Below are 13,713 nucleotides of genomic sequence, written 5' to 3'. Positions count from 1 at the left end.
GAGCAAGAATGCCGCAAAACTTCGTAACGACCTCAAACCGTGGATGGAAGCGAGCCGGCGGGTCGGCGGTCGCCGTCGTGGCCGGTCCGCCGCCACCGGCCGGGGCCGGGCGGCGATCGACCGCGAGCAGAGCGCGGCGATCCGGGAATGGGCCCGCCGTAACGGCCACAATGTGTCCACCCGTGGCCGGATCCCGGCCGACGTGATCGACGCCTTCCACGCCGCAACCTGAGTGGTCGCAACCTGAGCGGCCGGACATGGTGAGGCCGCTTTCGCTAGCGGCGAAGCGCGGACCTGCGCTCACCGGAAACGAAACCGTGTTTCCCTGCGTTGCTCTGTTGCGTCCACACGGGCGGACACCCATAGGTAAGGCACCTCGGGCGGCCGCCCATTACAGTGGACACCAGGGCCGTTGGCGCACATGCTGCGCATGCGCCCGCCTAGTCAAGGAGAGCAGGTAACACGGATGTTCGAGAGATTTACCGACAGAGCACGTCGGGTCGTCGTCCTGGCTCAAGAAGAAGCCCGGATGCTGAACCACAACTACATCGGTACCGAGCACATCCTGTTGGGGCTCATTCACGAGGGTGAAGGCGTCGCAGCCAAGTCGCTCGAGTCGTTGGGTATCTCCCTGGAGGGGGTGCGCAGCCAGGTCGAAGAGATCATCGGCCAGGGCCAGCAGGCGCCGTCGGGTCACATCCCGTTCACCCCCCGGGCCAAGAAGGTGCTCGAGCTCAGCCTGCGCGAAGCGCTGCAGCTCGGACACAACTACATCGGCACCGAGCACATCCTGCTCGGTCTGATCCGCGAGGGCGAGGGCGTGGCAGCCCAGGTGCTGGTGAAGCTCGGCGCCGAGCTGACCCGGGTGCGCCAGCAGGTCATTCAGCTGCTGAGCGGTTACCAGGGCAAGGAGACCGCCGAAGCGGGTACCGGGGGCCGTGGCGGTGAGGCGGGCAACCCGTCCACCTCGCTGGTCCTGGACCAGTTCGGCCGCAACCTCACTGCCGCCGCCATGGAAGGCAAGCTCGACCCCGTCATCGGCCGCGAGAAGGAAATCGAGCGGGTCATGCAGGTGCTGAGCCGCCGCACCAAGAACAACCCGGTGCTGATCGGCGAGCCCGGCGTCGGCAAGACCGCCGTCGTCGAGGGCCTGGCGCAGGCCATCGTGCACGGCGAGGTCCCGGAGACCCTGAAGGACAAGCAGCTCTACACGCTGGATCTGGGCTCCCTGGTCGCAGGTAGCCGCTACCGCGGTGACTTCGAAGAACGCCTCAAGAAGGTGCTCAAGGAGATCAACACTCGCGGCGACATCATCCTGTTCATCGACGAGCTGCACACGCTCGTGGGTGCGGGTGCGGCCGAGGGCGCCATCGATGCGGCCTCGATCCTGAAGCCGAAGCTGGCCCGCGGCGAGCTGCAGACCATCGGCGCCACCACTCTCGACGAGTACCGCAAGTACATCGAGAAGGATGCCGCCCTGGAGCGTCGCTTCCAGCCGGTTCAGGTGGGCGAGCCCTCGGTGGAGCACACCATCGAGATCCTCAAGGGTCTGCGCGACCGCTACGAGGCCCATCACCGGGTGTCGATCACCGACGGTGCCGTGGTGGCCGCGGCCACGCTGGCCGACCGCTACATCAACGACCGGTTCTTGCCGGACAAGGCCATCGACCTCATCGACGAGGCCGGCGCCCGGATGCGTATCCGCCGGATGACCGCTCCGCCGGACCTGCGCGAGTTCGACGAGAAGATCGCCGACGCGCGCCGGGAGAAGGAGTCCGCGATCGACGCGCAGGACTTCGAGAAGGCCGCCAATCTGCGGGACCGGGAGAAGCAGCTGGTCGCTCAGCGCGCCGAGCGCGAGAAGCAGTGGCGCTCGGGTGATCTCGATGTCGTTGCCGAGGTCGACGATGAGCAGATCGCCGAGGTGCTGGGCAACTGGACCGGCATCCCGGTGTTCAAGCTCACCGAGGAGGAGACGACTCGGCTGCTGCGCATGGAGGAGGAGCTGCACAAGCGGATCATCGGCCAGGAAGATGCGGTCAAGGCCGTGTCCCGGGCCATCCGCCGCACTCGTGCCGGCCTGAAGGATCCCAAGCGCCCGTCGGGTTCGTTCATCTTCGCCGGCCCGTCCGGTGTCGGTAAGACCGAGCTGTCCAAGGCGCTGGCCAACTTCCTGTTCGGTGACGACGACGCGCTCATCCAGATCGACATGGGCGAGTTCCACGACCGCTTCACCGCATCACGGCTGTTCGGTGCTCCTCCGGGGTATGTCGGCTACGAAGAGGGCGGCCAGCTCACCGAGAAGGTGCGCCGCAAGCCGTTCTCGGTGGTGTTGTTCGACGAGATCGAGAAGGCCCACCAGGAGATCTACAACACGCTGTTGCAGGTCCTCGAGGACGGCCGTCTCACCGACGGTCAGGGTCGCACCGTCGACTTCAAGAACACCGTGCTGATCTTCACCTCGAACCTCGGTACGTCCGACATCAGCAAGGCTGTGGGCCTCGGCTTCACCCAGGGTGGCGGCGAGAACAACTACGAGCGGATGAAGCTCAAGGTCAACGACGAGCTCAAGAAGCACTTCCGCCCGGAGTTCCTCAACCGTATCGACGACATCATCGTCTTCCACCAGCTGACACAGCAGGAGATCATCGAGATGGTCGACCTGATGATCGGCCGGGTGGGCAACCAGCTCAGGGCCAAGGACATGTCCATGGAGCTCACGCCCCAGGCGAAGTCTCTGCTGGCCAAGCGCGGTTTCGATCCGGTGCTGGGTGCTCGCCCGCTGCGACGCACCATCCAGCGGGAGATCGAGGACCAGCTCTCGGAGAAGATCCTCTTCGAGGAAGTCGGCCCGGGCCAGGTCGTCACCGTCGACGTCGAGAACTGGGACGGCGAGGGTGCCGGTGAAGACGCGCGGTTCACCTTCAGCGGTGCGCCGAAGTCGGCTGCCACCGACGAGCCGGACCTCGCGGGTGCGGGAGCCGCGGGTACCGCCGGAGTGACAGCGGCGGAGTAGCAGCCGGACTGGCCGCAAGACTAGTAAAGGACGGTTACCCGCGCGGGGTAACCGTCCTTTGCTTACTATGTGTTGGTCGTCGAAGGCGAGAGGAATCTGGTGAGAATCCAGAACGGTCGCGCCACTGTTTACAGTCAGACCCCTCGCCGAGACATCCGATGCTTGGATGCCGGGACGCGAATTCCCTCAGAAAGGATCCACCAATGACTACTCCCAATCTCGGCCTGGCTCCGGCCAAGGCCATCGACTTCTCCGGCACCAAAGCGGTGCTGTGGTTGTCGCTGACCGCGTTCTTTGCGCTGCTCGTGCTGTACTTCGTCGGAATGGATCAGGGTGCGACGTCGGTGTTCGGCAGTAACACCGTCATCCACGAATTTGTACACGACGCCCGCCACCTGCTCGGCTTCCCCTGCCACTGACGCAACGGTCAGAGGAGGACAAACAAATATGGAGAAGCAGATAATCTGGCGCGGCCTGTTGGCCGGCGCCGTTGCAGGCGTGCTCGCCTTCGTGTTCGCCCGCATCTTCGCCGAGCCGCAGATCGAGCAGGCCATCGGTTATGAGGAGGGCGTCGGCGCAGCCCATGAGGCGTTGGAAGCCGCTGCCGGTCAGGCTGCCCACAGCCACGGCGACGAGGGGGGCATCACCCGCGCCATCCAGATGAACATCGGTCTCGGCATGGGCTTGCTGCTGTTCAGCTTGGCCATCGGGGCGCTGTTCGCGGTGGTGTTTGCCGTGTCCTACGGCCGAGTCGGCAACATCTCGGCACGCATGCTGTCGCTCTACGTGGCCGGCGGCATGCTGTTGAGTCTCTACATCGTGCCGTCGCTGAAGTATCCGGCGAGTCCGCCGGCACTGAGCCTCGACGAGACCATCCAGCAGCGCACCCTGCTCTACCTCTTGATGGTGGTGCTGTCCGCGGCGCTGCTTGTCGGTGCGGTGGTACTCGGTCGCGGTTGGGCAGCCAAATTCGGTGCCTGGAATGCGACCCTGGCCGCCGGCGCCGCCTATGTGGTGGCGGTCGCGGTCGTGATGCTGATCCTGCCTTCTATCAACGAGACTCCGGGCCCGCTGGTAGACGATGCCGGCGTCATCGTCTACGAGGGATTCCCGGCCGATGTGCTCTACGAGTTCCGGCTGTACTCGCTGGGTACGCAGGTGGTCCTCTACGCGACGATCGGCCTGCTGTTCGCCGCGATGGTGTCCAAGTTGCTCGACAGTAAGCGGGAAGCGCTGACTGCGTGAGTGAAGTCGTCCGGCTGACCCTCGTGTCCCATGCAATGACCGATGCGATGGCAGCCGGACGATTTCCCACCGACGAGCCCCTCAACGCGATGGGCCGGCGTCAGATCGACGGAGTCGACGAGCTCGGTGTTGTCGACGCAGCCGTCTGCGGCCCCGAGAAGCGCGCCAGACAGACGGCCGAACTCCTCGGCCTGCAGGCAGACGTGGATCCAGGCCTTGCGGATCTGGATCACGGTCGCTGGCGTGGCGGGGTCCTCGACGGACTGGATTCCGCCGAGCTGGCGATCTGGCTCACCGATGTCACCGCGGCTCCGCACGGTGGAGAGACGATCGTGACCCTGATCGAGCGGGTGCGGGCCTGGATGTCTTCGTTGACCTCGCAGCGGGCCCGGCTGGTCGCGGTGACCCATCCGGCAGTCGTGCGGGCCGCGGTCCTGGTGGCGCTGGATGCGCCTGCGAAGTCGTTCTGGCGCATCGACGTTGCACCGGCAAGCCGGACCGTGCTGCACTGCCGGGCGCACGCCTGGACGCTGCGCCTGACCTGAATCGCGGGTCAGGCGGTTGGCTTGGGAATCAGGTTGAACATCGGCTTGATCACCGACATCAGCCAGCCTGCGGTGCCGGGGCCGTGGAAGCGGGTCCAGTTCGTTTGCAGGCTGACCACCCATCCTTGACCGGCGGGGTCTTCGGCGTACCAGCTGAAGGTGAGGTCACCCGGAAGATTGCCCGCCTTGGCGCCGATATACGGCCACTGTTGCGGGTCGAGATCGATACCGGGAATGGACGACATGATGTCGCGGACCGGAGCGGCAGGACCGGTGGCCATCTCCTGGAGGGCGGCGTGTACCCGGCAGATGTCCTCGGCGTTGCCGTACCACTCGATACCGTACGCCGACGCCGGCGAGGTGGATCTCGAATAATCCGGCTCATAGGTGCGGGCATCGGCCTCGGTCAGCAACTGGGCTCGGCGCTGCCGGTCGGCCTGCTTCCATTCCTCACGCAGATCGGGTTGACCCCACCCGATCGAGAACAGCTCGTACATCGTGGGAAACGGTGTCATGCGGGCCGGGTCGTGATGGCCGGTGGCCACCAGCGCCCGCTCGACCGCTTCCCGACCGACCCGGCCGATCAGGAGATCGGTGGCCATGTTGTCGCTGTTGGCGATCATCTTCTCGGCCAGTTGGCGCACCGGCACCCGCGCTCCGGGCGGCAGCGTGTCGAAACCCGACGAGCCGACCACTTTTGCCTTGTCGGTGATGGTCAGCTCTTCGTCCCAGGACAAGGTGCCCGCCCGCACGGCGTCGGCGACGGCGTAGAGCACGTACATCTTGAAAATCGATGCCAGCGGCAGGGATTGAGCAGTGTTGGTACCGGCAAGTTGAACACAGTTGCCGTTGTCCACCCGAGACACCCGATAGGAGTACTGGCCGCCGATCTTCGACAACGCCGCGTCGACATCGGCCCACGAATTGATCTCGGGCGGCTGGTTGGTCAACTTGAAACGATCGAGCAGCGAATCCTCACCGACGCGGATGTCGATGTCCTGACGAGCGCCGTAGGAGCTCACCAGATGGAGGGTGGCGGCGCCGGCGCGGAAATCGATTCCCGCCAGCGTGTACGGCCGGTCGTACCACATCGAGTCCATCGTGAGCCAGACGTACTCCACCAGATCCGGCGCGGCAAGTGTCTTGGTGCCGACGGGTCCGATGGGCCAGTCGGAGTTGAGCATGTCCATGATCTGTTTGGCCCGGACACCTTGGGGGGTGCCGGTGCTGATCCGGACACCGGCATCTCCGGCGTTGGCGGGCGGTGTGGACGTAGAGGCGCAGCCGTTGACCAGCGAGGTGGCGACGACTGTCGCGCACAGCAGCGCCGCCAGCCGCCTACGGTTTGGTAGCGGCAACGTCGAGTACTACCTCGAACTCCAGCAATGAGGCCCCGGTGGCCACGGGATTGCTCTGTTGGCCCTTGTGCGCCTCGATCGCGGGTCCGGTCGCCCAGGCCTGGAACGCCTCTTCGGACTCCCACTGGGTGACCACGAAGTAGCGATTCTCGCCCTTGACCGGACGCAGCAGCTGGAAGCCCAGGAAGCCCGGCTGGTTGTCGACCGCGTGGGCGCGGTGGGCAAACCGCTTCTCCAGCTCGGGGCCGGCCTCGGCGGGAACCTCGATTGCGTTGATCTTCACCACGGACATGGCGCTAGGCTACCGCTTCACCTATGACCATCGATCTGCTGACATACCGCGGGGGGCACGGCGCTCCGCTGGTGCTCGTACACGGCTTGATGGGGCGCGGAACCACCTGGCAGCGGCAATTGCCGTGGCTGACCCGCCTGGGTGCGGTGTACACCTACGACGCACCCTGGCACCGCGGCCGCGATGTCGACGATCCCGGTCCGATCAGCACCGAGCGATTTGTCGAGGACCTCGGCGACGCGTTGGCCGGCCTCGGTGCCGCGGTGCGATTGGTCGGCCATTCGATGGGTGGATTGCACGGCTGGTGTCTGGCGGCGCAGCGGCCGGAACTGGTGTCGGCGCTGGTGGTCGAGGACATGGCCCCGGATTTTCGCGGGCGCACCACCGGCCCCTGGGAACCTTGGCTGCTGACGTTGCCCGTGGAGTTCGACAGCGAGGCCGCGGTGACCGATGTTTTCGGCGATGTCGCCGGACGGTATTTCTTGGAGGCGTTCGACCGGACCCCCACCGGCTGGCGATTGCACGGACGAGTCGATCAGTGGTTGCAGATCGCCTCTGAGTGGGGCCGACGAGACTACTGGGCACAGTGGTGCGCGGTGCGGGCCCCGGTCTTGCTGATCGAGGCAGAGAACTCGGTGGCGCCGCCGGGGCAGATGTGGCGGATGCACGAGACCGGCCACCAGGCGCATCATCTACTGGTGCCCGGGGCCGGCCATCTGGTGCACGACGAGGCGCCGCAGGAATATCGGCGGGCCGTCGAGGAGTTCTTAACGACGTTCCCCGAGTGCACCTGATCGAGGCCAACTGGGCTGATGTTCGAACCTGGTGCGCACCGCGTCCAGGTCGTGGGTGAGGCGGCGAAGGTCGGCATCGGTCGGATCGGTGTCCAGCGGTTCGGCGTCGGCGAAAAGGCGACCGGTCATCGGCGCGCTGATCCAGAATTGGTCGAGGTTCCACCGCAGGTGACCGTCCCGGTGAGCGTGGGCAGTCACGGCCCCGATGATCGCAACCGGGCCGAGTAGAGCAGCACCGACAAGGAGATAGGTGAGTGCGTTGGTCATGGCAGTAAGTGTGTGTCCGATGAAATTCCGCCAACAGTGGCAGAACTGACCATGAAGGATAAGATACTGCCATGATCAACAGCGTCTCGACATTGGTGCTGGATGGTGTGGCGCCCTTTGAATTCGGCGTCATCTGCGAGGTGTTCGGGATCGACCGTTCCGCCGACAGCGTCCCGAATTTCGATTTCAAGGTGTGCGGTCCGCAGGCGGGTGTCCCGTTGCAGATGTCCATCGGCGCCACCCTGACCCCCGAACATGACTTCAGCGCCCTCATGGGCGCAGACCTGGTTGCCGTCCCGGCGATCGCCGGATTGGACTACCCGCAAGCGGCCCTCGATACGCTCCGTGCGGCCGCCGAGGACGGGTCGACGATCCTCACCGTCTGCTCCGGCGCCTTTGTCGCCGGCGCCGCCGGGCTGCTCGACGGCCGCGCGTGCACCACACACTGGATGCACGCCGACGAGCTCGCGCGCCGCTATCCCACCGCCAAGGTGGACCGCAATGTGCTCTTCGTCGACGACGGCAACCTGATCACCAGTGCGGGAACCGCCGCCGGTATCGATGCCTGCCTGCACCTCGTCCGCCGGGAAATCGGCAGTGCGGCCACCAACGCCATCGCCCGCCGGATGGTGGTGCCGCCGCAGCGTGACGGCGGGCAACGCCAGTACATCGAGCAGCCCATACCGGTGCGTCATTCGGAAGGCTTTGCCCCCCAACTCGATTGGATCATGCAGAACCTTCAGCATCCGCACACCGTGGCCTCATTGGCGGCGCGAGCGCACATGTCGGCGCGTACCTTTGCGCGCCGCTTCGTCGAAGAAACCGGGCGCACTCCGATGCAGTGGGTCACCGATCAGCGGGTGCTCTACGCCCGGCGGTTGCTCGAGGAGACCGGCCTGGACATCGACCGGATCGCCGACAAAGCCGGATTCGGTACCGCCACGCTGCTGCGGCACCATTTCCGTCGAGTCATCGGGATCACGCCGTCGGATTACCGGCGCCGGTTCGCCTGCGAGGACTGCCAAGCCACTGCCTGAGCGGTCAGCTCAGCCGCCTCGTCCCTCCTCGGCATCGGCGCCTTCGGTGTTGTTTGCTCGGCTTCTCAGCCGCCTCGTCCCTCCTCGGCATCGGCGCCTTCGGTGCTGTTTGCTCGGCTTCTCAGCCGCCTCGTCCCTCCTCGGCATCGGCGCCTTCGCCCGCCAGCGCGAACCGGCCGTCGTCGGTCTGCTCCACCAGCCCGTCGACCAGGAGCGAGTCCAGCGCCCGGTCGCGTTGAGCGGTATCGGTCAGCCAGGCGACGTCGAGCTGCCCGCGGGTCACCGGGGAATCGTTGGCCCGCAACACATCCATCAGCCTGCCCCGTACCTGCCGGTCGGTGCCCGCATACTTCTGCACCCGCTTGGCCGGGCCGGTCGACGGTGGAAATCCGGCTGTCCGCCAAGCGCATTCCGATAACGGGCACAAACCGCAGCGCGGGTTCCGGGCAGTGCACACCAGCGCCCCGAGTTCCATCAACCCGGCCGAGAACCGCGGCGCTGTCTCTTCATCGGGGAGCAGCGCGGCCACGTCGGCCTCATCGCGTTTTGCCGACGGCGATCCGGCGTCGGCCAGTCCGTGCACCGCGCGGGCCACCACGCGCCGGACATTGGTGTCGACCACCGGCACCGACTGCTGATAGGCAAAACAGGCGATCGCCCGAGCGGTGTAGCTACCGACACCGGGCAGACTCAACAGGACCTCGACATCATCGGGCACCACGTCGCCGTGCTCGGTGGCGATCACGGTGGCGCATTCGTGCAACCGTTTGGCGCGTCGCGGATACCCCAGCTTTCCCCACGCTCGCAGCACATCGGCTGCACCTGCGGCGGCGGTGGCCGACGGAGTGGGCCAGCGGGCGATCCAGTCCAGCCAGATCGGTTGCACCCGGGCCACCGGCGTCTGCTGCAGCATGAACTCGCTGACCAGGATCTGCCAGGCGCTGACGGCGGGTTGCCGCCACGGCAGGTCCCGTCGTTCGCGATCAAACCAAGCCACCACTTCGGTGGCGCGAATACTCACTGGGTCCAGCCGGCTTTCGCAGGGCAGAATGTCGCCCATGCCGAACACAAACCCCGTGACCGCTTGGAAAGCACTCAAGGAGGGTAACGAGCGTTTTGTCGCAGGCCGGCCTCAGCACCCGAGCCAGAGCATCGAGCACCGAGCCAGCCTGGCGGAGTCGCAGCGGCCGACGGCGGTGGTGTTCGGATGCGCCGACAGCCGGGTCGCAGCCGAGATCATCTTCGACCAGGGGCTCGGCGACATGTTTGTGGTCCGCACCGCGGGTCACGTCATCGATTCCGCCGTGCTGGGATCCATCGAGTACGCGGTGATGGTGCTCAACGTGCCGCTTGTTGTGGTGCTCGGTCATGACAGCTGCGGTGCGGTCAAAGCCACCCTGGCAGCTCTGGACGGGGGATCGGTACCCGGCGGCTACGTCCGGGATGTCATCGAACGCGTCACGCCCTCGATCCTGCTGGGCCGGCGCGACGGGCTGCAGCGGGTAGATGAATTCGAGGCCCGCCATGTCGTCGAGACGGGTACGCAGCTGGTGGGCCGCTCCACCATGATCTCGGAGCGGGTGAAGTCGGGAAGCCTCGCGATCGTGGGTCTGACCTACCACCTGACCGACGGCAAAGTGGCGTTGCGCACCCACTTGGGTGACATCGGCGAATAGCACACCAGGGGAGATCCGGCCGGGCGGCGACACGCCGCTCCAGGTCGGACAGCTAGCAGTGACCTCGGCTTACCGTGTGAATGTGTTGGAATCCGAACCGCATCGTGAACTACCGGCGGAGATCTACCGTCGGCGCCGGTTCCTGGCGTTGGGCATCGCGGCGTTTGTTGTCGTCGTCGTTGCTGCCATCGTGCTGGTCATCGTCAGTGGCGGATCCAGCACCGAACCCCAGAACAATTCAGACGATCAGCCGAACACGGCGCAGGGCCCGCTGGCGCCGACACCGACACCCGAGGTGAAGTCCCCGGTTGTTCCGCCGGCTGAAGAAGCCCCGCAGCCCACGCCGACTCCGACCATGGCCGTTGTTCCGCCGCCGGTGCTCCAGGAGGGCGACGACTGCCCCGACTCGACTCTGGCGGTCAAGGGCATCACCAGTGAGCCGAACTACAGCATCGGCGATCAGCCCAAGTTCACCATGGTGGTCACCAATATCGGACTGGTCGGCTGTAAGCGCGATGTCGGCGCGGCGGTGCTCGCCGCCTACGTCTACTCGCTGGACAACCAGCGGTTGTGGTCGAACCTCGATTGCGCGCCGTCGAACGAGACGTTGGTCAAGACCTTTCAGCCCGGCGAACAGGTCACCACCGAGGTGACGTGGACCGGTATGGGTTCTGAGCCGCAGTGCCCGCTGCCTCGCCAGCCGATCGGCCCCGGTACCTACAACCTGGTGGTGCAACTGGGCAACCTGCGGTCGGCGACCGTGCCGTTTGTCCTGGCAGATCCCAATGCCGCGCCGCCGCCGGGAGATGTGCCGCCTCCGCCGGATGCCCTGCCGCCGGCTCCTGCACCCGGCGATCACCTGCCGCCTCCGGCGGGCTGAACCTGTCTCCAGCCGGCTGAGACCGCTCAGACCAATCGGTCGGCGATCGTGGATTCAGCCAGCTGCGACAGGCCCTCACGGACGTGGCGGGCCCACATGGCGCCGATACCTTCGACGGACTGCAGGTCGGTGGCGCTGGCAGCGAGCAATCCCTGCAGCGATCCGAACGTTCTGACCAGCAGGTCGACATGGGCGAACTGCAGCCTCGGTATGCCGGCCATCGCACGGTATCCGCGGGCCGACAGGGCGGTGTCCTGGGCTTCGGCGGTTGCCGGATAGCCGAACACTCCCGCCAGTGCGGTGAAATCGAGCAGTTCGGCGTCCGACAGGCTGTCCAGCGCGTCGAGGGTGTTACCCACCTGCGCTTTCGATGGCGGGTCGGGGTGTGCGTGGTAATCCCGCATGATCAGCTCCCGCGCGGTGTCATTGCCGCCGAGCAGCTCCTCGAGCTGCAGTCGGAGCTGGCGACCGTCGGTACCGAGCTCGTTGGTGTCGTTGTCGATCTCCAAGCCGATACGCCGTACCAACTCCAGCCGTTGGACGACGGTCATGACGTCGCGCAAGGTCACGAAGTCCTCGATCTCGGCGGTGGACAGCTGCCTGCTCACTTCGTCGAGGCGGGCTTTGTACCGCTCCAGTGTGGCGATGGCTTGGTTGGCGCGCGACAGGATGGTCGCCGAATCCGCCACCACATGGCGTTCGCCGGCGACGTACACCGTCACGATGCTCATCGAGTGGCTGACCGAGATCACCGGATAACCGGTCTGGATGGCCGAGCGTTCCGCTGAGCGGTGTCGGGTTCCCGACTCGTCGGTGGGGATGGACGGGTCCGGAACCAGCTGGACGTTGGCCCTCATGATCCGGCTGCCGTCGGTGGACAACACGACCGCACCGTCCATCTTCGACAGCTCGCGTAGCCGGGTGGGGGCGTACCGTACGTCGATGGCAAAACCGCCGTCGCAGATCGCCTCGACGTTGTCGTCGTAGCCGAGCACGATCAACGCGCCGGTACGGCCGCGCAGAATGCGCTCCAAGCCGTCTCGCAGCGCGGTACCGGGTGCCAGGCGCCCGACCGTTTCACGCAGTGTCGGCTTGTTGATCGGCGTCACAGCCAGTCATTGTCCCCTGTACCGCGGTTGTCGTGACCACCGTCCACCACTTTGAGCTCGGGCCGGGCTCCCAGCCGAACCTCCGGAGGTTTGCTGCTCGGCTGTACCGCGATGCTCAGCATCGCGCGCAGCGCTTCGCTCATCGTGGCGACCTCCATGGTGTGTATGGTCTTCGGCCCTTTTGCCCCGGGAGGTACCAACGCTCTGTTGAACCCGAGGCGGGCTGCCTCGGCGAGCCGCCGGTCCATGCCGGTGACGCGTCGCAGATCACCGGCCAACCCCACTTCGCCGATGACGACCGTGGCAGCCGGCAGGCACAGTTGCGCGTACGACGTCGCCATTGCCATGGCGACCGCCAGATCCGCGGACGGATCGGTGAGCCGCATCCCGCCGACCGTCGAGAGGTAAATGTCGCGGCGGCCGATGGCCAGTCCGGCGCGTGCCTCCAGGACCGCGGCGATCATCGCGACGCGGGACTGGTCGATTCCGCTGACCGCACGTCGCGGCGACGGCACCTCCTGGCCGATGAGGGCCTGGATCTCACCTATCAGCGGGCGCTTGCCGTCCAGCGCCACGGTGACCGCAGTGCCGGGAACCGGCTCGGGACGTTGGTCCAGGAAGAGTCCCGATGGGTCGGCTACTCCTTCGATTCCATTGTCGTGCAAGACAAAACAACCTACTTCGTCAGCAGCGCCGAACCTGTTCTTGACGCCACGGACCAGCCGCAGGGTGGTGTTGCGGTCGCCCTCGAAGTGCAGCACCACATCGACGAGGTGCTCCAGGGACCGGGGTCCGGCAATGGCACCGTCCTTGGTCACGTGGCCCACCAGGATGATCGCCACTCCGGGGCCGGCCGCGGATTTTGCATAGCCGGTCAGCGCCGTGGTGATGGCCCTTACTTGCGTCACCCCGCCCGTGACCCCGTCGGTGTCGGTGGTCGACAGGGTCTGCACGGAGTCGATGATCACCAGTGACGGCTTGACCTGTTCGACGTGCGCCAGCACCGTGTGGAGATCGGATTCGGCAGCCAGGTACACCTCGTCGTGGGTGCAGCCGGTGCGTTCGGCGCGCATCCGAATCTGGCCAGCGGATTCCTCGCCGGAGACGTAGAGCGCGCGCCTGCCCGACTGTGCCCACCGGTGCACCACCTCGAGCAGCAGGGTGGATTTGCCGACGCCGGGCTCACCGGCGAGCAGTACCACCGAGCCTCCGACGATCCCGCCGCCGAGTACGCGGTCGAGTTCGCTGACGCTGGTGGGAACGTGTTTGGTACGTGACGGATCGACGGCACTGATCGGCACGGCGGCCGATGTCGGCGCTATCGCACGGTGGGACGAACCGCCGAGAGCGGACAGCACCGCAACCTCGTCGACGGTGCCCCAGGTGCCGCACTCCGGGCAGCGGCCCACCCATTTGGCGGTGACATGCTGGCACTCCGAACAGCGATACTGAGTCCGCGTTTTGGTACCGCTGCCCTTAGCCACGCCGTGACCG

The 13,713-nt window shown here is 66.1% G+C and carries 15 protein-coding genes; 9 read left to right on the top strand and 6 right to left on the bottom strand.

The window, feature by feature from the left end; translation table 11 throughout:
- From lsr2 to WBB07_RS28245, 5 genes are all read left to right on the top strand, one after another.
- On the top strand, window positions 1-232 hold a 232-nt coding region (lsr2, locus tag WBB07_RS28265), incomplete at its 5' end, for a histone-like nucleoid-structuring protein Lsr2 (RefSeq protein WP_526312854.1).
- 234 nt (window positions 233-466) lie between these two features.
- Window positions 467-3,016, top strand: coding sequence for an ATP-dependent protease ATP-binding subunit ClpC (clpC1, locus tag WBB07_RS28260; protein WP_526312852.1), 2,550 nt, complete (start codon window positions 467-469; stop codon window positions 3,014-3,016).
- A 203-nt stretch (window positions 3,017-3,219) separates the two neighbouring features.
- A complete protein-coding gene (locus tag WBB07_RS28255; RefSeq protein WP_526312850.1) occupies window positions 3,220-3,435 on the top strand; it encodes a CbtB domain-containing protein in 216 nt (71 codons plus the stop codon).
- A 28-nt stretch (window positions 3,436-3,463) separates the two neighbouring features.
- Window positions 3,464-4,261, top strand: coding sequence for a CbtA family protein (locus tag WBB07_RS28250; protein WP_526312848.1), 798 nt, complete (start codon window positions 3,464-3,466; stop codon window positions 4,259-4,261).
- On the top strand, window positions 4,258-4,806 hold the full coding sequence (locus WBB07_RS28245; protein ID WP_526312846.1) for a histidine phosphatase family protein: 549 nt from the start codon (window positions 4,258-4,260) through the stop codon (window positions 4,804-4,806). Before WBB07_RS28250 ends, WBB07_RS28245 begins: the two co-directional genes overlap by 4 nt.
- Before the next feature lie 8 nt (window positions 4,807-4,814).
- Here WBB07_RS28245 and WBB07_RS28240 read toward each other — a convergent pair whose 3' ends face one another.
- On the bottom strand, window positions 4,815-6,164 hold the full coding sequence (locus WBB07_RS28240) for a serine hydrolase (RefSeq protein ID WP_526312844.1): 1,350 nt from the start codon (window positions 6,162-6,164) through the stop codon (window positions 4,815-4,817).
- Window positions 6,145-6,456 carry a mycobilin-forming heme oxygenase MhuD gene (gene mhuD, locus WBB07_RS28235; protein WP_526312842.1) on the bottom strand — a complete coding sequence of 104 codons (312 nt, stop codon included), beginning with the start codon at window positions 6,454-6,456 and terminating at the stop codon, window positions 6,145-6,147. Before mhuD ends, WBB07_RS28240 begins: the two co-directional genes overlap by 20 nt.
- A gap of 23 nt (window positions 6,457-6,479) precedes the next feature.
- Here mhuD and WBB07_RS28230 point away from each other — a divergent pair, with 23 nt between their 5' ends.
- Window positions 6,480-7,250, top strand: a complete 771-nt coding sequence (locus tag WBB07_RS28230; RefSeq protein ID WP_526312840.1) for an alpha/beta fold hydrolase — start codon at window positions 6,480-6,482, stop codon at window positions 7,248-7,250.
- On the opposite strand, the gene WBB07_RS28225 is transcribed toward WBB07_RS28230, so the two are convergent.
- The gene (locus WBB07_RS28225; protein WP_526312838.1) at window positions 7,224-7,517 is read right to left on the bottom strand and encodes a hypothetical protein; all 294 of its coding nucleotides are present in this window, start codon (window positions 7,515-7,517) and stop codon (window positions 7,224-7,226) included. The two genes, WBB07_RS28230 and WBB07_RS28225, sit on opposite strands and share 27 nt — an antisense overlap.
- 71 nt (window positions 7,518-7,588) lie before the next feature.
- Between WBB07_RS28225 and WBB07_RS28220 the strand changes: the two genes are divergently transcribed.
- Complete coding sequence (locus WBB07_RS28220; protein WP_526312836.1) at window positions 7,589-8,554, top strand: GlxA family transcriptional regulator; 966 nt, start codon at window positions 7,589-7,591, stop codon at window positions 8,552-8,554.
- A gap of 121 nt (window positions 8,555-8,675) precedes the next feature.
- On the opposite strand, the gene WBB07_RS28215 is transcribed toward WBB07_RS28220, so the two are convergent.
- Complete coding sequence (locus WBB07_RS28215) at window positions 8,676-9,614, bottom strand: iron-sulfur binding domain-containing protein (RefSeq protein WP_526312834.1); 939 nt, start codon at window positions 9,612-9,614, stop codon at window positions 8,676-8,678.
- On the opposite strand from WBB07_RS28215, the gene WBB07_RS28210 reads away from it, so the two are divergent.
- A complete protein-coding gene (locus WBB07_RS28210; protein ID WP_526312833.1) occupies window positions 9,613-10,230 on the top strand; it encodes a carbonic anhydrase in 618 nt (205 codons plus the stop codon). The genes WBB07_RS28215 and WBB07_RS28210 overlap by 2 nt on opposite strands.
- An 82-nt stretch (window positions 10,231-10,312) precedes the next feature.
- Entirely contained in the window at window positions 10,313-11,110 is a 798-nt protein-coding gene (locus WBB07_RS28205) for a hypothetical protein (RefSeq protein WP_526312831.1), read from the top strand.
- A gap of 26 nt (window positions 11,111-11,136) precedes the next feature.
- Here WBB07_RS28205 and disA read toward each other — a convergent pair whose 3' ends face one another.
- Together disA and radA are read right to left on the bottom strand one after the other, a co-directional pair.
- Entirely contained in the window at window positions 11,137-12,219 is a 1,083-nt protein-coding gene (gene disA, locus WBB07_RS28200; RefSeq protein ID WP_526312829.1) for a DNA integrity scanning diadenylate cyclase DisA, read from the bottom strand.
- Window positions 12,216-13,703 carry a DNA repair protein RadA gene (radA, locus tag WBB07_RS28195; RefSeq protein WP_526312827.1) on the bottom strand — a complete coding sequence of 496 codons (1,488 nt, stop codon included), beginning with the start codon at window positions 13,701-13,703 and terminating at the stop codon, window positions 12,216-12,218. The genes disA and radA overlap by 4 nt, the downstream gene beginning before the upstream one ends.
- Window positions 13,704-13,713: the final 10 nt, after the last annotated feature.

It is taken from the genome of Mycobacterium sp. (genome assembly GCF_049647605.1).
Lineage (GTDB): Bacteria > Actinomycetota > Actinomycetes > Mycobacteriales > Mycobacteriaceae > Mycobacterium.
The sequence above is the reverse complement of the archived record's forward strand: the minus strand, read 5'-3'. Positions and strand labels throughout refer to the sequence as shown.

Bases quoted from the DNA above. Each gene is read 5' to 3' on its own strand.
- WBB07_RS28210 (WP_526312833.1), top strand. From the start codon at position 9,613: ATGCCGAACACAAACCCCGTGACCGCTTGGAAAGCACTCAAGGAGGGT.
- clpC1 (WP_526312852.1), top strand. From the start codon at position 467: ATGTTCGAGAGATTTACCGACAGAGCACGTCGGGTCGTCGTCCTGGCT.
- mhuD (WP_526312842.1), bottom strand. From the start codon at position 6,456: ATGTCCGTGGTGAAGATCAACGCAATCGAGGTTCCCGCCGAGGCCGGC.
- WBB07_RS28225 (WP_526312838.1), bottom strand. From the start codon at position 7,517: ATGACCAACGCACTCACCTATCTCCTTGTCGGTGCTGCTCTACTCGGC.
- WBB07_RS28215 (WP_526312834.1), bottom strand. From the start codon at position 9,614: ATGGGCGACATTCTGCCCTGCGAAAGCCGGCTGGACCCAGTGAGTATT.
- WBB07_RS28230 (WP_526312840.1), top strand. From the start codon at position 6,480: ATGACCATCGATCTGCTGACATACCGCGGGGGGCACGGCGCTCCGCTG.
- WBB07_RS28250 (WP_526312848.1), top strand. From the start codon at position 3,464: ATGGAGAAGCAGATAATCTGGCGCGGCCTGTTGGCCGGCGCCGTTGCA.
- WBB07_RS28255 (WP_526312850.1), top strand. From the start codon at position 3,220: ATGACTACTCCCAATCTCGGCCTGGCTCCGGCCAAGGCCATCGACTTC.
- WBB07_RS28220 (WP_526312836.1), top strand. From the start codon at position 7,589: ATGATCAACAGCGTCTCGACATTGGTGCTGGATGGTGTGGCGCCCTTT.